Raw genomic sequence first — 21,962 nt, 5'->3', positions numbered from 1 at the left:
ATTAGCACATGAATTGTGCCGTTTATTTGACTAAGATATAGTAACGCTAATTTTACGTTAAATATATTTTTGTAAGAGGATTTTTTTATAGTTTCACAATAAATGTAATATTTATCCGTTATAATTTTTATCAATAACAAAAACCCAACTTATTTATGAAACAAATTTTAAAATCGGTGCTGGTTCTTTTACTATTTCCGGCGGCAAGTTTTGCGCAAGATTTAAAAGGAACAGACGCAATCCCTTTTGATCCTAATGTTAAAAAAGGAATCTTGAAAAATGGATTGACCTACTACATCAGGAAAAACGCGAAACCCGAAAACAAAGTCGATTTAAGACTGGTAATCAACGCAGGTTCTATTCTTGAAAACGATGACCAACAAGGTTTAGCACACTTTATGGAACACATGTGTTTCAATGGGACCAAACGTTTTCCTAAAAATCAATTGGTCGATTATCTGCAAAGTATCGGTGTAAAATTTGGGCAGCATTTAAATGCTTACACTAGTTTTGACGAAACCGTTTATTTCCTTCCTATTCCTTCTGATAATCCTGAAAAATTGGAAAAAGGATTTCAAATTATTGAAGACTGGGCTTTCAACGCCAACTTAACGCCGGAAGAAATCGATAAAGAAAGAGGCGTTGTTCTCGAAGAATACCGTCTCGGATTAGGTGCCGATAAAAGAATGGAAGACAAATACATCCCGAAAATGATGTACAATTCGCAATATGCTAATCGTCTTCCAATCGGAAAAAAAGAGATTTTAGAGAACTTCAAATATGATAAAGTAATCAGTTTTTATAAAGATTGGTACCGACCGAATTTGATGAGTGTAATTGTAGTTGGTGATATTGACGTGGCTGCGATGGAGAAAAAAATCAAAGACCATTTTGAAGGTTATCAAAATCCAAAAAACGAAAAGCCAAGAAAAACTTTCGAAGTGCCTAATCACAAAGAAACTTTTGTAGCCATTGAAAGCGATAAAGAAGCAGCGCAAACACAAGTTCAATTGCTTTACAAAGATTATGGTGTACGAAAAGTCAAAAAAACCATCAATGACTTAAAAGAAACTGTGGTTGAAGGTTTATTCGCAACCATGCTAAACAACCGATTGAATGAATTAACCAATTCGCCAACGCCACCTTTTACATTCGGATATACCTACCACGGCGGAACTTTTGCCCGTGACAAAGAAGCCTTCCAGTCTTTTGCTATGATAGACGAAAAGAAACAATTGGAAGCTTTGACAGTATTGGTTTCAGAAAATGAAAGAGTTAAAAAATTTGGTTTCACCGCCGGAGAATTTGAACGAGCTAAAAGCGAAATTCTATCCAGATCAGAAAATCAATTCAAAGACAAAGACAAAAGCAATTCGGAAAATTTCGTTTGGGAATGCCAATCCAACTTCTTAGAGCAAAGTCCAATGCCCGGAATTGAATGGGAATATGCCAACATCCAAAAAATGTTGTCAGACATCAAATTAGAGCAGGTTAATGGATTTATCAAAGATTTCATCAAAGACGATAACAGAGTAGTTGTCATTACTTCGCCGGAAAAAGAAGGATTGAAAAAAGTAACGGAAAAAGAAGTATTAGCTGCGATTACGGTTAACACCAACGATTTGAAACCTTACGAAGACAAAGCGATTGCTTCAAGTTTGTTGCGCAATCCTTTAAAAGCAGGTACTGTTGTAAAAAAAGAAACCAATGATAAAATAGGTGCAACTACTTTAACTTTATCAAACGGAGCTAAAGTAACTTACAAGAAAACCGATTTCAAAAACGACGAAATTTTGTTGGAAGCAGTAAGTTTTGGTGGAACCAATTTGTACTCTAACGAGGAAATGAAAAAAACGCAATTTGCCAATAATGGTTTGGCAGAAGCCGGTTTTTCAGGTTTAAACCAAAATGACATTGACAAATTCATGGCTGGAAAAATTGCTAATGTAACACCTTATATCAGTAACACTACCGAAGGTTTAAGAGGAAGTACAACGCCAAAAGATTTAGAATATGCCTTCCAAATGATAAATGCGTATTTTACCGATTTGAACTTTGATGCTGCCGCTTTTGATGGTTACAAACAAAAGCAATCAAACTTTACTGAAAATATGATTTCGCAACCTAATTTCTATTTCCAACAAGAGTTTTATACTTATTTGAACAAAGAAAACCCAAGATGGAACGGCATCGTGCCAACAGCAGAAAAATGGGCAGCAACCGATTATCAATTGGCTTACAACAAATACAAAGAGCGTTTTGCCAATGCCGGTGATTTTGAATTCTTCTTTGTTGGAAACGTAGATGACGCAGTTATGGAAGATTTTGCCAAAAAATATATTGCTTCATTGCCGTCAAACGGAACCAAAGAAAGCACAAAAGATTTAGGCTATCGATTCCTGAAAGGCGACATTAAAAAAGTAGTCAATAAAGGAAAAGACCCAAAAAGTAATGTAACGATTATGATTTATGGCGATGCTACTTATAATGCTGATGAAGCTTATTTATTGAAAGCAACCGGAGATATTTTGAATATAAAATTAACTGAAGTAATCAGAGAAAAAGAAAGTGGTGTTTACACTATAGGTTCTCGCGGAAGCATGAGTAAAGTGCCTTATGGTTCTTTTAATTTCACAATTTCGTTCCCTTGTGGACCAGAAAATACAGAGAAGTTAATCACCGCATCTTTAGGTGAATTGGATAAAATCATTGCTAACGGACCAACTCAAATCGATTTGGATAAATTCAAACAAGCCGAGCTTTTAGAGTATAAAAAGCAAATGAAAGAAAACAGGTATTGGATGAGCAATTTTACAAGAAGTTATACAAACGCTTCAAAACCGGAAGAGATTTTAGAGATGGAAGCCAAAATTAATTCGGTTACACTGAAGCAAGTGCAGGACGTAGCCAAAAAATATTTAGCCAAAGAAAAAACCATTGGGGTTTTAATGCCGGAATAGATTCTTAATTATAAAAGGTAAAAACCATCATGCTGAAAAGTATGGTGGTTTTTTATTTGAAACAAACCGGGATAATTTCGCCTTTCGCCAAACAATATTTTTCTACCAATTCAGGAGCAATTTTGTTGGTGTAATCTTCTTCGATTACGGTAAAACCAATGCTTCTCAGTTTGTCAAAATAATCTCTGCCATAAACGCGAACATGATCGTATTGACCAAAGATTTTTGCGCGTTCTTTTTGGTCAACAATAGTATCGTCTGAGAAAGTTGTGGCTCTTGACAAGTCTTGTGGGATTTGAAAAATGCCCATGCCGCCTGGTTTTAACACACGATACAATTCTTGCATGGCTTTAGTGTCATCAGGTATGTGTTCTAAAACGTGATTGCAAAGGATTAAGTCATACGCATTGTCTTCAAAAGGTAAATTACAAATATCTGCTTTTACATCTGCTAAAGGCGAAAGCAAATCGGTTGTAGTGTAGTCAATATTAGTTTGCTTTTTAAAACGTTTATAAAATTCCTGTTCCGGTGCAAAATGCAACACTTTTTTCTTTGCTGTAGAAGTAAAGAAGTCCGTTTCGTTTTGCAAATACAGCCAAAGTAATCGATGTCTTTCTAACGAAAGCGTACTTGGAGAAAGCACATTGTTTCGTTGATTTCCGTAACCGTAAGGCAAAAACATGCGGAAACTTTTTCCGTCAATTGGGTCGGTAAATCGACTTCCTTTTAACAAAAAAGCCAATATTGGTCGAATCACAATACTCAACCGAATAAGGATTGGTCTTGGAATGGTATTTAGTATGAATTTGAAAATCTTTTTCATTACAACACTAAAGGATTTTTACGAAACTCATCTTCTTCATTACTCACAATTCCCAATGCTTTATAGATATATCCGAAAGTTGAAAGCAATTCGGGTTTTCCATTTATTAAAGCTACATTGTGCTCAAAATGGGCGCTTGGTTTTCCGTCAGCTGTCAGGATTGTCCAGCCATCTTTGAGTTGTTTGATGTTTTTGGTTCCCATATTAATCATCGGTTCGATGGCAACAACCATTCCTTCAACAAATAATTTTCCGCGACCGCGTTTTCCGTAGTTTGGCATTTCAGGGTCTTCGTGCATTTTGGTTCCTAATCCGTGACCAACTAATTCCCGAACCACACCATAACCATGGCCTTCACAGTATTTCTGAATAGCATTTCCAACATCTTCCACACGATTTCCGGCTCTGAATTCTCTGATGCCAACGTATAAAGATTCTTTGGTAACTTTTAAAAGTTTTTTGGTTTCTGCAGCCACTTCTCCAATTTCGAAAGAATAGGCATGATCACCATAAAATCCATTTTTCAACACGCCGCAATCTACCGAAATCACATCGCCTTCCTGCAAAGGAAGATTATTCGGAATTCCGTGTACAACCTGTGCATTCGGACTCATACAAAGCGAATTTGGAAAACCATATAAGCCAAGAAAACCAGGAACTCCACCATTATCTCTGATGAATTCTTCGGCAATTTTGTCTAACTGTAAAGTCGTCACACCAGGTTTAATCACTTTCGCAACTTCACCTAAGGTTTTGGAAACCAATAAAGCACTTTCGCGCATTAATTCAATTTCTTCGGCTGTTTTTGGAATAATCATATGCTTAAACTTAAGTTGGCAAAAGTAATTATTTTATACCGAATTCAGACTATGTAAAATGCAAATGAGTTTTATCATGTTTTTGACAAATATTGCTTCCTAACTTTGTCTAAATTATTTTAGTTATGAGCAAATATGTCACCGCTGAAGAAGCCATCAAAGTCGTGAAGTCTAATGATAGGGTCTATGTTCAAGCCGCCGCCGCCGCACCAACCATTTTAACCAAAGCCTTAGCAGATAGAGCTTCGGAACTTCGCAATGTTGAGGTTTGTCATTTACACACCGAAGGACCGGCACCTTATGCCAATCCTGAATTAGCCGATAGTTTTCATGTGAATTCTTTTTTTATTGGGGCCAATGTACGCAATACTTTATCAGCAGGTAATGGTTCATATACACCGGTATTTTTAAGTGAGTTACCGCATTTGTTTCGCAAAAAAGTATTGCTGATTGATGTTGCATTCATTCATGTTTCGCCACCCGATAAACATGGTTATTGTTCGCTTGGCGTTTCAGTTGAAGCAACAGTTGCTGCTATCGAAAATGCTAAAACGGTTATAGCCCAGGTTAATCCGCAAATGCCAAGAACTTTTGGGGATGGAATTATTCACGTGTCCGAAATTGATTATTTGGTTGAGGTTGACACGCCAATTTATGGGTATGAAATGAATTCGTTTACCAAAGAAGAAGAAAAGATTGGTGAGTATGTTGCATCCTTAATTGAAGACAGAAGCACACTGCAAATGGGAATTGGTTCTATTCCGAATGCAGCTTTGAGTAAACTCAAAAATCATAAAGATTTAGGCTTGCACACCGAAATGTTTTCTGATGGCGTTATTGATTTGATTGAAAGCGATGTTATCAATTGCAATTACAAAGGCACGTTGCGAGGAAGAGTTTTGGCTACTTTTTTAATAGGTTCCAAACGGTTGTATGACTTTGTTAATGACAATCCGTTTATCGAAATGAAAGAATCATCAATGGTTAATGATACCGCCCGAATTCGTAAAAACCCAAAAATGGTTGCAATTAATTCGGCTATAGAAGTTGATGTAACCGGACAGGTTTGTGCTGATTCTATTGGTGCCAAAATGTATTCGGGTGTAGGAGGCCAAATGGATTTTATTCGTGGCGCTTCTTTAAGTGATGGCGGAAAAGCGATTATTGCCTTGCCTTCCATTACTAAAAGAGGCGAAAGCAGAATTGTACCTTACTTAAAGCAAGGGGCTGGTGTAGTTTCTACTCGTTCCCACGTGCAATATATTATTACCGAAAATGGTATTGCTGATTTGTACGGTAAAACTTTGAAACAACGCCTCAACGAAATGGTACGAATTGCACATCCAACCCATCAGGAAAGCATTGAAAGAAGTTATTTTGAAATGTTGCAATAAAAAAAGCCCTCAATCGAGGGCTTTTTTACAATCGTACTAAAAGAGACTTTCCGGTCATGACTTCGGGTTTTTGAATACCCATCAGTTCTAAAATAGTCGGCGCTAAATCGCCCAAAACACCATCTTGTATTCTGATGTGATCTTTATCAACTAAAATAATCGGCACCGGATTAGTCGTGTGTGCAGTATTGGGTGAACCATCCGGATTTATCATCGTTTCGCAGTTTCCGTGGTCGGCAATGATAATGGTTGTATAATTGTTTTCAAGTGCTGTTTCAACTACTTCTTTTACACAAATGTCAACCGCTTCACAGGCTTTAATCGCAGCAGCCATAACGCCGGTATGCCCAACCATATCGCCATTGGCAAAGTTCAAACAAACGAAATCTACTCTTCCTTCTTTAAGTTCGGGAATCAAGGCATCTTTCAATTCAAAAGCGCTCATTTCGGGTTGCAAATCGTAGGTGGCTACTTTTGGTGAATTTCTCAGAATTCGGGTTTCACCATGAAAAGGCTGTTCTCTTCCGCCTGAGAAAAAGAAAGTAACATGCGGGTATTTTTCGGTTTCGGCAATACGAATCTGCGTTTTATTGTGTTTTTCTAAGACTTCGCCAAGCGTTTGAGTGATGTTGTCTTTATCGTAAATTACATGAACATTTTGATAGGTATCATTATAATTGGTCATCGTAACATAGTACAAATTCAGTTTGTGCATGTTTTGTTCGTGAAAATCTTTTTGCGAAAGCGCTTCGGTCAATTCACGTCCACGGTCTGTTCTGAAATTGAAGAATACCAACACATCGTCATTTTGAATAGTGGCTATTGGTTTGTCATTAGCATCAACAACTGTCAACGGAAGAATGAATTCATCGGTAACATTATTGGCATAACTTTCGGCGATGCTGTCAACCAAATTTGTGGTGTGTTTTCCAGTTCCGTTAACTAGTAAATCATAAGCTAACTTCACGCGTTCCCATCGTTTGTCCCTGTCCATAGCGTAATAACGACCTACAACACTAGCTATTTTAACGGTAGAATTTTTAATATACTTTTCTAAATCCTGAATGTATTTTTTTCCTGATTTTGGGTCAACATCGCGACCATCCGTAAAGGCATGAACAAAAACTTTTTCCAAACCAAAATCCTGCGAAACATCGATTAAACTGCGAAGATGTGAAGTGTGTGAATGAACGCCGCCATCAGAAACCAATCCTAAAAAGTGAACCGCTTTGTTATTGGCTTTGGCATAATTAAACGCATCAATCAAAGGCTTTTCCTGGCTCATAGTTTTGTCTCTAACGGCCAAATTGATTTTTGCCAAATCCTGATAGACAATTCTTCCGGCGCCAAGATTCATGTGACCCACTTCGCTGTTTCCCATTTGTCCTTCGGGTAAACCAACGTTCAATCCATCGGTTCTGAGTTGGGCATTTGGATATTTTTGGTACAAACTATTTATAAACGGAACATTGGCATTATCGATGGCGGAGACTTTTGGGTCTGGAGATTTTCCCCAACCGTCCAATATCATTAGAATTACTTTTTTGTTCATGGCGTAGTATTTTAAACAAAGATAATTCTAAAAAACCAGTTTTAGAAATGTATTCTTTCCTTTGGTTTTGTAAATGATTTGGAAAACTTAGAATTTTTCAGTGTATTGTAATCAATAAAATATCGAACGCTTATTGATAAGACATGGCTCAGGTTCTCATTGTTAATAGCATCTCTGAAATTACTTCCGAATTGGCGACTGTATTCGCGACTAAATAAAGAAGAACTATTTCGATACAAAACAGAAACCTGACTTCCCGGAGCAAACCACCAGGAATAGGATAAATCCAGATTCCAGGTATTAAGATTGGAGTTTTTATTAGTGTTGTAAATTAAATTATCGGTAAGAGTTCCATCATCCTGTAAGGTCAAATAGTCATGATTTACCGCATAGGACCAATAATGACGAACGGTTAAGTTCAGGTTCATGTTGGCATTGAGAGAGTATTTACCTTGCAGAGTATTGATATAGGTAATTCTGTTTCTTCTTGCAAAAATAGTGTTGCCATCGTCATCAAAGTCTACCCAACCGATATTTCTGTTTTGTCTTGAAAATTTGAAACTATAAATCAAAGATAAATGATCACTGAAACGATATCTCGGACTTATAAAAACTCCATAATTCATTCTGTCTTTTTCGTTTAAAAAAGTTATGGTTGGATTAAAATCTATCGCAAATTTTCGAATATAATTAGATGAATAAAAGAACCAGGTTTCATAAAATTCTGGATAAATCACAAACTTTGAATCATCGGCGGAACGAGGTTCATAGAAATCGTACACTTTAAACGGTCTTGAATTGACACCATATCCGAAATAATCATTTTTTGTATTATATGTATTTAGGCCTATATTTAAGTAATTGTTTTGAGTTTTCCCAGTATCATTCTCATAATCTGAAGCCGCATTCAAACTCAATTTAAAAGAGTTAAACGTTTTGTTTGGTTTTAAAATCCGGTAACTTACATTTCCATAAAATGAATGATAATGGGTTTGAAAATTAATTCCCAAATCATTATTGTCGTAGTCTCTGGAAACATAAGACCCACCAATACCATATCGATACTTCCCTTTTGTTTTATTGAATTCGAGATAAGATTTGAAACCATTGGTGTCTTCAACATCATTAATTAGGCTGTATTGAAAATTACCCAGCATCTGAAATGTATTAGCTGTAGTTTTTAAATCCCAGGCTAAAGCAGCAACATTTGCGTCTCTAAAATCACCGTTACGGGTTACGTTTGTATTTGTCAATGAAACCGATGAATTCTTATTAAAACGTTGATCAAGAACAAAAACATTATAATTGGTTACCGGCGCTAAAGTTTCTAATCGGGTTTGATTGGTATCGGTATTTTTGACTTCAACGCTTGTTTGCTCAGTAACGGCATTCAAAACACCAATTCCCAAACCGCCTTTTGTTCTTCCCGAAACTTTCAGGGCATTGATTAATTTTATAGTATTTGGATAGACATCAACAGTTTCGTTGTCTGCTAATGCAATTGATGGACTTTCACCGATTCTTCTGGTGTAAAGTAAGTCGCCTTTATTAAACAAATCGGTTCCTTCAGTAAAGAAAGGTCTGTTTTCAGCAAATTGCTGTTCAAAAGCACTAAGGTTTAATTCTACATTGTCGAATTTGGTTTGCCCAAAATCAGGGATTAAAATGGCATCAAGCGTAAATGCATCATTGATTCCGTACTTAATATCCAAACCGCCTTTCAATTCGCCATACGTTTTTTGATTCTTATTGGCATGTAAGTAATAAGAAGAAAAAGGAATTAGAAACAATCGGGTAGGTGTTTTTATGTTTTCGATGCCTTCCAGAATTCCGGCCTGGTTACTTTCTGAACTTATTTCATTTCGGATTAAGTTCCAGTTATATTGCTGATTATCGCGTCTAATTTCCCTGTAAAAATTCAGCCCCCATGTTTGTTTCTTTTCTGTCGAAAAACGCAAAGCAGCATATGGTATTCTCATTTCAACGACCCAACCAAAATTGGTAAGCTGTGTTTTACTCTCCCAAATGGCATTCCAGGAAACATCTTCGCCATTTGCTTCAGTATAAAAAACATCTATCTGAACTCCGGCTGCACTAACAAAAAAACGAAACTCTTGTTGCCCGTCATTGTAACCGTTGAGTTGTACGCCAAAATGATCTGCTGTAGCGAAGTTGTCTCTTTCGGTTAATTCACGTGAAATTTCACTTGGCTGATCATCATAAAGTGATGCGGCAACATAAATAGCTTCATTGGTGTATACGATTTTTACTTCCGTTTTTTTTTCAGGTGGAATGGGCACTCCGTTATAAGGTGCATACATGACAAAATCGGTTGCAATCTGAGCAGATTTCCATGCTTTCTCATCAAACTTGCCGTCAATTGAGATTTTTTCGTCGGTAAATTGGGTTTGAAGTGTCTTTTTTTGACCAAACATTTTGCTTGCAAAAAGCAAAATTATGCAAATGGAATAGCATGAATATTTGGGCATTGGTGGTTTGATTAGTCGAACAAAAGTAAATAATTAATTCATATTTGCAACTTTTGAAATTAATAAAATCATTCATAAACAACGAGTTAATCCCTTAAGTTTAGCTTAATAAAAGTCAAAATATTTTTGTTTTTCAAAATTTAGTTTATGTTTGCAACACCAAGTCTAATTTTTAAACCTAGTATTAATCAATGAATTATAAGTTTTTTCCTTTGTTTTTTGTTATTTTGCTAATGTCTTTTACAAGTCTTCCTAGCAAATCAAATTCCAAAAAAATTAGCGCAGAAACAGAAACTACTACTGTTTTAGAAAATGTATCTATTTATAATCAATTAGATGCAAACTCTTTTGTATTGCCAAGTTTTGAGAGTTTCAATTTAGCATTGAGTGGTTTTAATTTGCTAAAAGATAAAGGTCTTGTTCAAAAAAACATCTTAACCTTAGTTGATTTTAGTTTGTCTTCAAACAAGAAACGTCTTTGGGTAATCGATTTGGATAAAAAAATTATATTGTTCCAAACTTTGGTAGCGCACGGAAGAAATACCGGAGAAGAATTTGCTAAGCAATTTTCAAATCAGGCTGAATCTTTCCAAAGCAGTGTAGGATTTTATGCCACAGGTGAAATTTATGACGGTAAGCACGGAATGTCTTTAAAATTAGACGGACTTGAAAAAGGATTAAACGACAAGGCAAGAGAAAGAGCTGTTGTAGTTCACGGAGCAGATTATGTTTCGGAATCGTTTATAAAACAAAACAAGAGATTAGGAAGAAGTCAAGGCTGTCCAGCACTTCCTGTTGAAATGAATGCCAAAATTATCAATGTGATAAAAGATAAATCGTGTTTATTCATTTATCATCCATCTGCAGCCAACGAAATAATGTCGAGATTGGCGTCTTAAATTTTTTGTGCATAAGAAAATGTTTTCACAACATTTTCATTACAAATGACTTACAAGTGTAATTAAATGAGGCAATATTTTTTTTAAAAAAAAGTTGCATCGAAAGAATGTTATTCTATATATTTGCAGTCGCATTGCGGAAGTAGCTCAGTTGGTAGAGCTCCAGCCTTCCAAGCTGGTTGTCGCGAGTTCGAGCCTCGTCTTCCGCTCAAAAGCCTTAACGAAAGTTGAGGCTTTTTTATTTTCCTAAAAATGCTAAATCGGTTTCGGGTGCTAATTCTTCGGGTGCTTTATTTTGATTAAACAATCGGGCACTTAAATTTCCTTTCAATAAAATGGTTGAGCCGCTTACTTCCAGCCAGCTTCCTTCACGTAATCCTAAAACGGGCGAATCATTAAAAGCATGGAATTCTTTAATTCTGGTTTCCCGAGTTTCACCCATGTGTTTGCTCTGCAAATCAGCATCAAGATAATGCGGATTCAGATTAAAAGGAATTAATCCCAAGGTTTTAAAACTCGGAGGATAAATAATCGGCATATCATTCGTGGTTTGCATCGTCAATCCGGTGATGTTGCTTCCGGCACTCGAACCAAGATATGGTGTTCCGTTTTCGACAACTTTTACCAAAACTTCCATCACCTTGTTTTGATATAACTGAGTTACCAATAAAAAAGTATTTCCGCCGCCGGTGAAAATTCCCTTTGCATTTTGAATCGCTTCCATCGGATTAGCAAATTCATGCAAACCTTTTACGGTTTTATTTATTTTGGCGAAAGCCGAACGAACAGTAGTTGTATAATCATCATGCGAGATTCCCCCGGGACGAGCATACGGAATAAATAGTATTTCGTCACATCCCTTGAAATGAATTTCTAAGGTTGGTAACAAGTATTCTAAATAGCCACTACCATGAATGGTTGACGTGCTGGCAATAATCATTTTCTTCATAGGTTTTAACAAAAGATTATATACTTTTAGTATTCTAAAAGATATTTTTACATCGTAAAATTAGAATAATGAAGTTATTTAAAAGTATAATTATATTTTTATTTTTTGCTCAGACTTTTGCTCAAACACCAACCTTAACTTTGTTGAAAGGAAAAATTACTTCCCAAATCAAAGAACTGAATGATGTGAATGTGGCTAATTTACGTTCGGAATCAACCACGACAACAGATAAAAGTGGAAACTTTTCAATGTTTGTAAAAGTGGGCGACACCTTGCAATTTTCAGGTTTACAGATAGTGACTAAAAAAGCAGTAATAACCGAAAATGATATTGCTAAACAACTTTATGTACAAAGTTTAGAGGCAAAAGTTAATGCGTTGGATGAAGTTGAAATCAAGCAATACCCAAACATCAACGCAGTTTCATTGGGGATATTACAAAAACCTGCAAAAGTTTACACTCCGGCAGAAAGAAAATTAAGAACAGCGGGAGAATTTCATTGGTACAGTCCATTATTAATTCCATTTGGAGGAATGCCTGCCGATGGATTGATAAATTCAATTAGTGGTCGTACCGCCATGTTGAAGAAAGAATTAGCAATAGAGAAAAAAGAAAAATTATTGCTGAAAATAGAATATCTCTTCAAAGAGGAATATTTTTTAGAAAACCTGAAAATACCAAAAGAATACCTCAGAGGATTTTGGTATTATGCGGTTGAAGACCAAAAATTGGTTGATGCTTTGAATGCAAAAAATAAAATAATGGCTCGTTTTATCTTCTCGGATTTAGCGACTAAATATTTGGAATTTTTAAAAAACTAATAGCAATTTAAGTAACTTTGCAACTCATTTAGAAAAAATCAGAAACTATGTTTGGAATTGGTGGTGGCGAATTAATCCTTATTATTTTAATTGCCTTAATGCTTTTTGGTTCAGATAAAATACCTGAAATTGCAAGAGCAATGGGGAAAGGAATGGCGCAGTTAAAAAACGCTACAAACGAAATAAAAAGCGAAATCCAAAAAGGTGCTGAAGCCAATGGAATAGATACTTCTATGAAACAATTGACTTCAACATTTACCGATGAGGTTGAAAAAGTAAAATCAAATTTGGATTCGAATATACTACCTGAAGTTACCAAAACAAAAGAAGATATTGAGGATTTAACCGGACCAATAAAAAGACAACGGTAGTGCTGGAAAAAATCATCCAATTAGATAAAGAATTGCTGATTTTCTTAAACGGATTAGGTTCGCCAGCGTTTGATAGTTTGTGGTTAGTAATTACCAAACAGATTAATTGGGCACCAATATTTCTAATTGTTTTTTATCTGTTGCAAAAGAAACTAGGCTGGAAAAATTTTGGTTACTACATTCTTTTCACAGCAGTTTTAATATTGGTTTGCGACCAAACGTCAAATCTTTTCAAATGGTATTTTGAGCGTTTACGACCTTGTAATGATCCGGAAATCCAGGATATGTTAAGATTATATTGGAAAAAAAGCAAGTCGTTTAGTTTCTTCTCAGGTCATGCGGCCAACTCAATGGCGACAACAGTTTTGACATTTATGATTTTAAAGAAATATTACAAACACGCTTATTTGCTGTTCCTGTTTCCATTGATTTTTGCCTACAGCCGAATTTATCTTGGGTTGCATTTTCCGTCAGATATTTTAACGGGTTATGCATTTGGAGCAACATTCGGATTTATTTGTTACAAACTATACCAGAAGTATATTCTAAAGAATTCTTGAAACGGTTAATCCATCACGAATAGGCAATAAAACAGTTTCTACTCTTGGGTCTTCTTTCAATAATTGATTATATTCCAAAAGGATTTTGGTTGTAATGTCGTTTGGTTTTACTTCTTCCAAAACTTTTCCGCTCCACAAAACGTTGTCCGAAAGTATGATTCCACCTTTGTTCATCATTGGAACAATCAAATGGAAATAATTAATATAGTTTTCCTTATCGGCATCAATAAAAACCAAATCGTATTTTTTAGTCAGCGTCGGGATAATATCTATGGCGTCGCCAAGGTGCTGTGTTATTTGGTTTGCCCAAATGGTTTTGTCGAAATATTTTCTCTGAAAATCGAATAACTCTTCTTCGTTGTCCAAAGTATCAATCGTGCCGTTTTCTGCTAAACCTTCTGCCAGGCAAAGTGTGGCATAACCTGTATACGTTCCGACTTCAAGAATGTTTGTTGGATGAATGATTTTAGAAAGCATACTCAAAACCCTTCCTTGAAAATGCCCGCTCAACATTCGCGGCTGCAGGATTTTTTGATGTGTTTCTTTATTTAGTTGCGCCAATAATTCAGGTTCGTTTTCTGAATGTTGGGTTACATAAATATCTAATTCTTCGGAAAGGAAATGCATGGTTTTATTTTTTACAAAAATACAAATTAACAACTAACCAAAATACCCTAAATTTGCGCCATGGAAATCGAGAAGAAAGACATCCGAAGTTTAACCAAAGAACAATTACGCGATTTTTTTGTGGCCAATGGTGACAAAGCATTTCGTGGCAATCAGGTTTATGAATGGCTTTGGAGCAAAGCGTCGCACAATTTTGAAGACATGACTAATGTTTCAAAAGAAACGCGAACCATGCTCGAAAATAACTTTGTGATAAATCACATCAAGGTTGACCAAATGCAGCGTAGCGAAGACGGCACAGTAAAAAATGCAGTTCGTTTACACGATGGGTTGATTGTTGAAAGCGTTTTGATTCCGACAGAAACCAGAACAACAGCTTGTGTTTCGAGCCAGGTTGGTTGTAGTTTGGATTGTAATTTTTGCGCCACAGCGCGTTTAAAGAGAATGCGGAATCTGGAACCGGGAGAAATCTACGACCAGGTTGTTGCTATTGACAAAGAAAGTCGTTTGTATTACAACCGACCGCTTTCCAATATTGTTTTTATGGGAATGGGTGAACCATTGATGAATTACAACAATGTTATGAAAGCAATTACCATGATTACATCAGAAGAAGGTTTAGGAATGTCGCCAAAACGAATTACAGTTTCCACTTCCGGAGTTTCAAAGATGATTAAAAAAATGGCAGATGATGATGTCAAATTCAAGTTGGCCGTTTCATTGCATTCCGCTATTGAAGAAACCAGAAACCATATTATGCCTTTTACCAAAAACTTTCAGTTGCCCGAATTGAAAGAAGCTTTGCAGTATTGGTATCAAAAGACCAAAAGCAAAGTAACATACGAATATGTAGTTTGGAAAGGCATTAATGACGATAAATCTTCTATTGACGCTTTGGTCAAATTTTGTAAATATGTTCCATGTAAAGTCAATTTGATTGAATACAACCCAATTGATGATGGTGAATTCCAACAAGCATCAGATGAAGCAATCGATAATTATATCAAAGCGTTGGCAAAAAATGATATCGTAGCCAAAGTTCGCCGAAGCCGTGGAAAAGACATTGATGCGGCTTGCGGACAATTAGCCAATAAGTCATAAAAAATCCCGTCTTGCTTTTTGGAACGAGACGGGATTTTTAGTAAGATGAAAAACTGCTTTTTAGTGTCCTAAAGTAATCGTTGTGGTTGTCCCATTAATGGTTAAAGTCGCTTGGTTATCGCATTCACCGTTTCCATAATCTAAAATTGCGGTATTGTCGTTTCTAACAATTTCTACAACACCACGAACAATATTAGGGCAATTGGCTCTAACTCTCAAAGGTGTAGTGATGGTTGATGTTTGAGTTCCGGCTGGGAAAGTAGTTGTCCAGCTTCCGGTAATTGAAAACACATTATCAGCCCATATCATTGGGGTATCAAAACCTTCAATTAATTCTCTCACTCGGTTACCAACTCTGTGGTAAACATTTCCATTGGGGAAAGTAACCGTCATATCGATAGACATATTGGCTACCGGATGAACAGTGCCTTGTGCGGCAGTGCTTTGCATAGATCTTACTACAGTTCTGTTACCTTCAATCAAAATATTATTGTGGTGGAAATCAATAAAAGTATAGCTAATAGTGTGTGATGGTGTATCAAAGTTTAGGCTTCCGCTCACGATAATAGTTCCGTCTAAAACGTTTCCGTTTGGTAAAGTACAGTTGTCAAAAACTACTGTTCTGGTCCAAGTGCTTGCTGTCAATTCAACAGTAACTGTAGCACAAGATGGAAGATCCTGTGTTTCAAGGTTGTTTTTTCCCGCACCAGGATTAACCTGAAGGGCATATTGATCTTCTACAATTTTCGCCACATCTTCAGTAGCCATATCAATTTTGGCACTTACTTTGGCTTCATTTAATTCAGATGAGCTGTTGCTGTCATCTTTGCTGCAACTAAAAATAGAAAAAGCTAATGCCAATCCTAAAATAAATTTTGTTGTTTTCATATTTCTATTTTTTTATGGTTCGTTTGGTAAGAGCTACTTTCTTAAAAAAGGTTTAATCAAAATTAATATTTTTTTTTCAGACGACTGCATTATTGTATATTTGAATGCGATGAACATCACCTCACAAATAAAAAAACCCATTCAGCAGGAAATGGAACTTTTTGAAAAAAAGTTCTATGAATCGATGACTTCCAAAATTGCCTTACTCAACAGAATCACCTATTACATCGTAAACAGGAAAGGAAAACAAATGCGCCCAATGTTTGTTTTTCTGGTTGCCAAAATGCTTTCCGAAAAAAATGAAGTCAATGAAAGGACTTATCGCGGCGCTTCAGTTATTGAGTTAATTCATACAGCAACTTTGGTTCATGATGATGTGGTTGACGACAGCAATCGTCGTCGGGGATTTTTCTCTATTAATGCTTTGTGGAAAAATAAAATTGCGGTTCTTGTTGGTGATTATTTATTGTCTAAAGGATTGCTGCTTTCGATAGACAATGGCGATTTTGATTTGCTCCGAATAATATCAGTAGCCGTGAGGGAAATGAGCGAAGGCGAATTACTTCAAATTGAAAAAGCACGCAGATTAGATATTGTTGAAGATGTCTATTATGAAATCATCCGAAAAAAAACTGCGACCTTAATTGCTTCCTGTTGTGCACTTGGCGCCAAATCGGTTTCTGAAGATGAATCTCAGGTGGAAGCAATGCGAAAATTTGGCGAACTCATCGGAATGGCATTTCAAATCAAAGACGATTTGTTTGATTATACGGATGATGCGATTGGAAAACCAACCGGAATCGACATCAAAGAACAAAAAATGACCTTGCCTTTGATTTATGCTTTGAATAATTGTACACCTAAAGAAAAAAGTTGGTGCATCAATTCGATTAAAAATCACAACAAGGACAAAAAACGTGTTAAAGAAGTTATCCAATTTGTAAAAGACAAAAACGGATTGACTTATGCCGAACAAAAAATGGTAGCATTCCAGCAGGAAGCACTTCAAATTCTTGAAAAATTTCCCCAATCTGACTATAGAGATGCGCTTTCTCTTATGGTAAATTACGTTATCGAAAGAAAAAAATAAAAATATTTTCATTCGTAAAGCATTGATTTTACTGATATTTTAATTTTTTTTAAATCGTCATGCAACTATTTTTCAACCATCCCCGTCTATGCTAATAGAACACTAACCAATAGTTTTGAAAGTAATCAATTTACATCAGGAAGAAAAAGAATTAATCGAATTGGCTGTCGAAAATAACCGTCATGCGCAACATAGATTATATTCTAAATTTTCTCCAAAAATGTTAAGCGTTTGCCGCCAATATATAAAAGATATACAGCAGGCAGAAGACATTATGATTACGGCTTTTATGAAAGTGTTTACCAATCTTCAGCATTTTGAACACAAAGGAAGTTTTGAAGGTTGGATTAGAAGAATTATGATTAACGAATGTATTTCTTTTATCAGAGTTCAGAAAAAAGTAAAGTTCATTGAAGACGAGAATTTTTCCGAAGAACGATATAACAATATTGAAAGCCAATTTTCGGTAGAAGACATTCAGTTTTTGATTGACAATTTGCCTGACGGTTACAGAATGGTTTTCAATCTGTATTGCATCGAAGGGTTCAAACATCAGGAAATTGCAACGATGCTCGGAATCAATGAAGGCACATCAAAATCACAATTATCACACGCTAGAAGAATGCTGCAGGAGAATGTTAAAAAGCTAAAAAATTATGAAAATGGAACCGAATAAATTAGAAAATCAGATAAAAGAAAAGTTGAATTCGAGAGAAATTCAGCCTTCAGCTCAGGCTTGGGACAGATTAGATGCTATGCTTTCGGTAGCTGAAGAAAAAAAAACAAGACGACCTTTTGGCTTTTTATTTATTGCTGCCAGTATCACGGTTTTGCTAACTGTTGGTATGTATTTCTTCACACAAAATGGTGCCGAAATTCAACCTAAAGATGATGTAGTTACTACAGAACCTAAAGATACTGTTCAAAAACCTGCAAGCGAAATGCCAACTCCAATTGTAGAACAAAAACAAGTAGTAGTTTCAACTGAAACACAGAATCCTGAATCACAAACAACAAATAATAATCAACGAGTTTCAATCAACAATCAAAAACCAGCAATCAAGAATCAACAATCCACTTATCAAAATCCACTTATCAATCGTGACAAAGAAATCGAATATTTAATCAACTCATCAGATGTTGCTATTAAAGATTTACCCAAAATAAGAACGGGAAGTCAAGTTATAATCGGAGGTAATAAAGAAGTTAAATCAGATGAAGCATTATTAGCGGATCTTGATAATTTGGCAAAACAATCAACAAACAAAAAGGCAACCATAAAAGTAGATGCAAAAAGCCTGCTTTCTCAGGTTGACGGTGAATTAGAATTGACCTTCAGAGAAAAAGTAATCAATAGAGTAGCCAAAAACTACAAAGAAGTTAAAGTGGCTTTGGCCAACAGAAATAACGAATAAGCAATAACAAAAATCATTAATCAAAAATTAAATCAAACATCATGAAAAATTTTACCCTTTATTTAGCAGTAGCAGCATGCCTGGTAGCAAGTAAGCTATCAGCACAAGAAACTTTTGAAGACAAAGCAAAAGCCATCGCTGTCAAAATTGAAAACATTACTAAAGAGGAAAAAGCTGCTTTGAAAGTAGAATTGGAAACTGTAAACAAAGACTTGGAAAACAACGTAATTACAAAAGCGCAGGCTGATCAAAAAAAATTGGAATTAGCCGAAATACGCTCCAAAAACATTGAAACAAGAATAAGTCAAGCTCAGGAAGAGTTAAAAGATCTGGTAAAACAAAAAGTAGACGGAAAAATTGCGGAAAGTTACAATCATGATAGATTTGTGATTTCCTTTTCAAAACACAAAACCACTGAAAAATACAAAAGATGGAAAGATTCTATTCGTAATGCATCAGAAAGAAGAACGACTACACAATTTGTGTTCGCTGCCGGTGTCAATAATTTAGTTACCGATAAAGCTGTTGCACATTCTGATTATAGATATTGGGGTTCACACTTCTACGAATGGGGATTTACATCGAACACCAGACTTTTCAAAAATGACAATTTACTTCATTTGAAATACGGATTTTCAGTAATGTATAATAATCTTCGCCCAACCGACAACCGATTATTTGTAGTAAATGGTGACCAAACCAATCTGGAGACAAGTTCGGTAAATCTTAAAGATTCCCGTTTCAGAAATGTATATGTAACCTTGCCCGTACATTTAGAGTTTGATTTTACAAAAACTAAAACCAATGCTGAAGGTAAAAAAATATTCCGAACTCATGAAGGTGTTCGTTTTGGAATAGGTGGTTACGCAGGATTCAGAGTAAAATCAAAACAGATTTTAAAATTCAGCGACGAAGGTCACGATGTAACAGTAAAAGAAAAAGGAGGTTTCAACACCAATGATTTCATTTATGGAGTTAGTACTTATCTTGGTTATGGCGCAACAAGTTTATATCTGAAATATGATTTAAATCCACTGTTTAAAGACAATGCCGTTAAACAAAACAACATTTCACTTGGTGTTCGTTTTGACTTGAATTAAAATAATTTGTTTAGGTTAGTTTATACTTCGAAAAGATGTTTCAGCGATGGAGCATCTTTTTTTATTTTTATGTATTTTTACCATCTTTCAAATTTTAAATCTTTCAATTCATTTTGATTACCCGCGAAACCATAGACAAAGTTTTTGAAACCGCACGTGTGGAAGAAGTCATAGGTGATTTTGTCCAACTCAAACGTGCCGGTAGCAATTACAAAGGATTGAGTCCGTTTTCGGATGAGCGTTCGCCTTCGTTCATGGTTTCTCCTGTGAAGCAAATTTGGAAAGATTTTAGTTCGGGTAAAGGCGGAAGTGTTGTGACTTTCCTTATGGAACACGAACATTTTACCTATCCGGAAGCCATTCGTTTTTTGGCCAACAAATACAATATTGAAATTGAAGAAACCGAAGTTTCTCAGGAAGATAAAATAGAAGCCAACGAAAAAGAAAGCATGTATTTGGTTTCTGAATTTGCCAAAACCTATTTTCACGAAACGCTTTTAAATTCAGAAGAAGGAAAAGCAATAGGTTTGTCATACTTCAAAGAAAGAGGTTTTACCAATGAAACCATCGCCAAATTTGGCCTTGGATATTCACCCGAAACGTGGGATGCGTTTACCAAAGAAGCCCTGGCAAAAGGATATCAATTGGATTATCTTGAAAAAGTTGGCTTGACTATTCTCAGAGAAGACGGAAAACATTTCGATCGTTTTAAAGGAAGAGTCATGTTTCCGATTCAGAGTTTGTCAGGAAGAAATTTAGGTTTTGGCGGAAGAATTTTGACCAATGATAAAAAAGCAGCCAAATATCTCAATTCACCAGAAAGTGAAATTTACCATAAGAGTAAAGTGCTTTACGGAATTTTCCATGCTAAGCAAGCGATTGCCAAACAGAATAATTGCTATTTGGTAGAAGGTTATACCGATGTGATTCAATTGCATCAGGCCGGAATTGAAAATGTGGTAGCTTCATCAGGAACGGCTTTAACTCCGGACCAAATCCGATTAATCAACCGATTGACCAAAAACATTACCGTTCTTTTTGATGGTGATGCGGCCGGACTTCGCGCTTCTGTTCGTGGAATTGATTTAATTCTCGAAGAAGGAATGAACGTAAAGGTTTGCACGTTTCCTGACGGAGATGATCCAGATAGTTTTGCCAGAAAGAATTCGTATGAAGATTTAGTTTCGTATTTAGAAAATAACGCCAAAGATTTTATCCAGTTCAAAGCGTCACTTTTGATGGATGAAGCCAAGAACGATCCAATTAAGAAAGCTGATTTGATTCGAGATATGGTTGTTAGTATTTCCAAAATTCCGGATAGTATTAAAAGACAAATCTATATTCAGGAAACCTCACGGATTATGGATATTTCCGAACAGATATTACTGAATACTTTGGCTCAATTGGTTCAGAAAGACATTTCGGAAGCCGGAAAAAAACTCAAGCAAGAATACAAAGCGTTAGAAGTTGTTAAAACCGAAACGCAATCTGCACAAGAGAAAGTCAATATCGTTTACGAATTAGAGCGCAAGATTATCGAAATGCTATTGCTTTATGGTTCACAGGAAGCAGATTTTGATGATTTTATTCTGAAAGCCAATGAAGAAGGTGAAATGATAGAAGAGAAAGAAACCAGTACAGTTAAGGTTCACCAACGAATCTATTTGAGTTTGCAGGAAGACGAGGTTGAATTGGCAAATCCTTTGTTTAAAGAAATCTACACAGATTTAATTGCATACTATAACCAAAATGAGCAATTCAATATTGAGCAGTATTTAATGCAATTGTCCGTTGAGCATTCACAAATGGTTACTGATATTTTGATGACCGAAGAAAAAGAATTACTTCACAATTGGGAAGCCAAACACATTTATGTGAAAACTAAAAATCAAAATGTGTCACAATACGTTTCAGAAACCATTGTGTCACTTCGGGAATACCTTATCAATAAATTGATTATGGATTTGATGAACAGTTATGGTAATGAAGAAGAAAATGATTTAGAAGAGCTAAAATCAACCATCAACGATTATAACAAACTCAAAGTTAATCTGACCAATAAAATAGGAAGAATACGCTCGACTTACTTATAAAAAACCCCGCAC

19 protein-coding genes and 1 tRNA gene are annotated in these 21,962 nt (G+C 35.7%); 13 read left to right on the top strand and 7 right to left on the bottom strand.

Going from position 1 to position 21,962, the window contains the following annotated elements; translation table 11 throughout:
• Positions 1-155: 155 nt before the first annotated feature.
• A complete protein-coding gene (locus GS03_RS01175) occupies positions 156-2,960 on the top strand; it encodes a M16 family metallopeptidase (protein WP_136150750.1) in 2,805 nt (934 codons plus the stop codon).
• Between the two features lie 52 nt (positions 2,961-3,012).
• Here the strand turns inward: GS03_RS01175 and GS03_RS01170 are convergent, their stop codons facing one another.
• Positions 3,013-3,783: a class I SAM-dependent methyltransferase gene (locus tag GS03_RS01170; protein WP_136150749.1), complete on the bottom strand. Its 771-nt coding sequence runs from the start codon at positions 3,781-3,783 to the stop codon at positions 3,013-3,015.
• A complete protein-coding gene (gene map / locus GS03_RS01165; RefSeq protein WP_136150748.1) occupies positions 3,783-4,601 on the bottom strand; it encodes a type I methionyl aminopeptidase in 819 nt (272 codons plus the stop codon). Before map ends, GS03_RS01170 begins: the two co-directional genes overlap by 1 nt.
• A 125-nt stretch (positions 4,602-4,726) precedes the next feature.
• On the opposite strand from map, the gene GS03_RS01160 reads away from it, so the two are divergent.
• Positions 4,727-5,995, top strand: a complete 1,269-nt coding sequence (locus tag GS03_RS01160) for an acetyl-CoA hydrolase/transferase family protein (RefSeq protein ID WP_136150747.1) — start codon at positions 4,727-4,729, stop codon at positions 5,993-5,995.
• Positions 5,996-6,020: 25 nt separating this feature from the next.
• Here GS03_RS01160 and gpmI read toward each other — a convergent pair whose 3' ends face one another.
• Together gpmI and GS03_RS01150 are read right to left on the bottom strand one after the other, a co-directional pair.
• Positions 6,021-7,547 carry a 2,3-bisphosphoglycerate-independent phosphoglycerate mutase gene (gpmI, locus tag GS03_RS01155; protein ID WP_136150746.1) on the bottom strand — a complete coding sequence of 509 codons (1,527 nt, stop codon included), beginning with the start codon at positions 7,545-7,547 and terminating at the stop codon, positions 6,021-6,023.
• 41 nt (positions 7,548-7,588) lie between these two features.
• Entirely contained in the window at positions 7,589-9,982 is a 2,394-nt protein-coding gene (locus GS03_RS01150) for a DUF5916 domain-containing protein (RefSeq protein WP_246034119.1), read from the bottom strand.
• A 287-nt stretch (positions 9,983-10,269) separates the two neighbouring features.
• Between GS03_RS01150 and GS03_RS01145 the strand changes: the two genes are divergently transcribed.
• Positions 10,270-10,935 (top strand): murein L,D-transpeptidase catalytic domain family protein, encoded by a 666-nt coding sequence (locus GS03_RS01145; RefSeq protein ID WP_317128583.1) that lies wholly within the window; start codon positions 10,270-10,272, stop codon positions 10,933-10,935.
• 136 nt (positions 10,936-11,071) lie between these two features.
• Positions 11,072-11,144 (top strand) — tRNA-Gly (locus GS03_RS01140).
• A gap of 29 nt (positions 11,145-11,173) precedes the next feature.
• Here the strand turns inward: GS03_RS01140 and pepE are convergent.
• Complete coding sequence (gene pepE / locus GS03_RS01135) at positions 11,174-11,884, bottom strand: dipeptidase PepE (protein ID WP_136150743.1); 711 nt, start codon at positions 11,882-11,884, stop codon at positions 11,174-11,176.
• Positions 11,885-11,952: 68 nt separating this feature from the next.
• Between pepE and GS03_RS01130 the strand changes: the two genes are divergently transcribed.
• The 3 genes from GS03_RS01130 to GS03_RS01120 are packed head-to-tail and all read left to right on the top strand — an operon-like array spanning position 11,953 to position 13,636.
• Positions 11,953-12,705, top strand: a complete 753-nt coding sequence (locus GS03_RS01130) for a hypothetical protein (RefSeq protein ID WP_136150742.1) — start codon at positions 11,953-11,955, stop codon at positions 12,703-12,705.
• Positions 12,706-12,752: 47 nt separating this feature from the next.
• Entirely contained in the window at positions 12,753-13,076 is a 324-nt protein-coding gene (gene tatA / locus GS03_RS01125) for a twin-arginine translocase TatA/TatE family subunit (protein WP_136150741.1), read from the top strand.
• Positions 13,076-13,636 (top strand): phosphatase PAP2 family protein, encoded by a 561-nt coding sequence (locus GS03_RS01120; RefSeq protein ID WP_136150740.1) that lies wholly within the window; start codon positions 13,076-13,078, stop codon positions 13,634-13,636. Before tatA ends, GS03_RS01120 begins: the two co-directional genes overlap by 1 nt.
• On the opposite strand, the gene GS03_RS01115 is transcribed toward GS03_RS01120, so the two are convergent.
• The gene (locus GS03_RS01115; RefSeq protein WP_136150739.1) at positions 13,622-14,263 is read right to left on the bottom strand and encodes an O-methyltransferase; all 642 of its coding nucleotides are present in this window, start codon (positions 14,261-14,263) and stop codon (positions 13,622-13,624) included. The genes GS03_RS01120 and GS03_RS01115 overlap by 15 nt on opposite strands.
• Positions 14,264-14,323: 60 nt before the next feature.
• Here GS03_RS01115 and rlmN point away from each other — a divergent pair, with 60 nt between their 5' ends.
• Positions 14,324-15,364, top strand: coding sequence for a 23S rRNA (adenine(2503)-C(2))-methyltransferase RlmN (gene rlmN / locus GS03_RS01110; RefSeq protein WP_136150738.1), 1,041 nt, complete (start codon positions 14,324-14,326; stop codon positions 15,362-15,364).
• A 60-nt stretch (positions 15,365-15,424) separates the two neighbouring features.
• Here the strand turns inward: rlmN and GS03_RS01105 are convergent, their stop codons facing one another.
• A complete protein-coding gene (locus GS03_RS01105) occupies positions 15,425-16,252 on the bottom strand; it encodes a hypothetical protein (RefSeq protein WP_136150737.1) in 828 nt (275 codons plus the stop codon).
• 109 nt (positions 16,253-16,361) lie between these two features.
• On the opposite strand from GS03_RS01105, the gene GS03_RS01100 reads away from it, so the two are divergent.
• The 5 genes from GS03_RS01100 to dnaG all read left to right on the top strand — a co-directional run bounded on the left by GS03_RS01100 (position 16,362) and on the right by dnaG (position 21,950).
• A complete protein-coding gene (locus GS03_RS01100) occupies positions 16,362-17,342 on the top strand; it encodes a polyprenyl synthetase family protein (protein WP_136150736.1) in 981 nt (326 codons plus the stop codon).
• 115 nt (positions 17,343-17,457) lie between these two features.
• Complete coding sequence (locus GS03_RS01095; protein WP_136150735.1) at positions 17,458-18,018, top strand: RNA polymerase sigma factor; 561 nt, start codon at positions 17,458-17,460, stop codon at positions 18,016-18,018.
• Positions 18,005-18,757 (top strand): hypothetical protein, encoded by a 753-nt coding sequence (locus GS03_RS01090; RefSeq protein WP_136150734.1) that lies wholly within the window; start codon positions 18,005-18,007, stop codon positions 18,755-18,757. Before GS03_RS01095 ends, GS03_RS01090 begins: the two co-directional genes overlap by 14 nt.
• 41 nt (positions 18,758-18,798) lie before the next feature.
• Entirely contained in the window at positions 18,799-19,857 is a 1,059-nt protein-coding gene (locus GS03_RS01085; RefSeq protein ID WP_136150733.1) for a coiled-coil domain-containing protein, read from the top strand.
• A 113-nt stretch (positions 19,858-19,970) separates the two neighbouring features.
• Positions 19,971-21,950 (top strand): DNA primase, encoded by a 1,980-nt coding sequence (dnaG, locus tag GS03_RS01080; RefSeq protein ID WP_136150732.1) that lies wholly within the window; start codon positions 19,971-19,973, stop codon positions 21,948-21,950.
• Positions 21,951-21,962: the final 12 nt, after the last annotated feature.

Origin of the sequence: Flavobacterium sangjuense, assembly GCF_004797125.1 — a bacterium.
Classification (GTDB): Bacteria; Bacteroidota; Bacteroidia; order Flavobacteriales; family Flavobacteriaceae; genus Flavobacterium; species Flavobacterium sangjuense.
Note: the sequence above shows the minus strand (reverse complement) of the source record. Positions and strands in the feature narration are given on the sequence as shown.

Coding starts and splice junctions, on each gene's coding strand:
- GS03_RS01100 (WP_136150736.1), top strand. CDS start 16,362: ATGAACATCACCTCACAAATAAAAAAACCCATTCAGCAGGAAATGGAA.
- pepE (WP_136150743.1), bottom strand. CDS start 11,884: ATGAAGAAAATGATTATTGCCAGCACGTCAACCATTCATGGTAGTGGC.
- GS03_RS01150 (WP_246034119.1), bottom strand. CDS start 9,982: ATGTTTGGTCAAAAAAAGACACTTCAAACCCAATTTACCGACGAAAAA.
- GS03_RS01175 (WP_136150750.1), top strand. CDS start 156: ATGAAACAAATTTTAAAATCGGTGCTGGTTCTTTTACTATTTCCGGCG.
- tatA (WP_136150741.1), top strand. CDS start 12,753: ATGTTTGGAATTGGTGGTGGCGAATTAATCCTTATTATTTTAATTGCC.
- GS03_RS01160 (WP_136150747.1), top strand. CDS start 4,727: ATGAGCAAATATGTCACCGCTGAAGAAGCCATCAAAGTCGTGAAGTCT.
- GS03_RS01105 (WP_136150737.1), bottom strand. CDS start 16,252: ATGAAAACAACAAAATTTATTTTAGGATTGGCATTAGCTTTTTCTATT.
- gpmI (WP_136150746.1), bottom strand. CDS start 7,547: ATGAACAAAAAAGTAATTCTAATGATATTGGACGGTTGGGGAAAATCT.
- rlmN (WP_136150738.1), top strand. CDS start 14,324: ATGGAAATCGAGAAGAAAGACATCCGAAGTTTAACCAAAGAACAATTA.
- GS03_RS01145 (WP_317128583.1), top strand. CDS start 10,270: ATGTCTTTTACAAGTCTTCCTAGCAAATCAAATTCCAAAAAAATTAGC.
- GS03_RS01085 (WP_136150733.1), top strand. CDS start 18,799: ATGAAAAATTTTACCCTTTATTTAGCAGTAGCAGCATGCCTGGTAGCA.
- GS03_RS01130 (WP_136150742.1), top strand. CDS start 11,953: ATGAAGTTATTTAAAAGTATAATTATATTTTTATTTTTTGCTCAGACT.
- GS03_RS01090 (WP_136150734.1), top strand. CDS start 18,005: ATGGAACCGAATAAATTAGAAAATCAGATAAAAGAAAAGTTGAATTCG.
- GS03_RS01115 (WP_136150739.1), bottom strand. CDS start 14,263: ATGCATTTCCTTTCCGAAGAATTAGATATTTATGTAACCCAACATTCA.
- GS03_RS01170 (WP_136150749.1), bottom strand. CDS start 3,783: ATGAAAAAGATTTTCAAATTCATACTAAATACCATTCCAAGACCAATC.
- map (WP_136150748.1), bottom strand. CDS start 4,601: ATGATTATTCCAAAAACAGCCGAAGAAATTGAATTAATGCGCGAAAGT.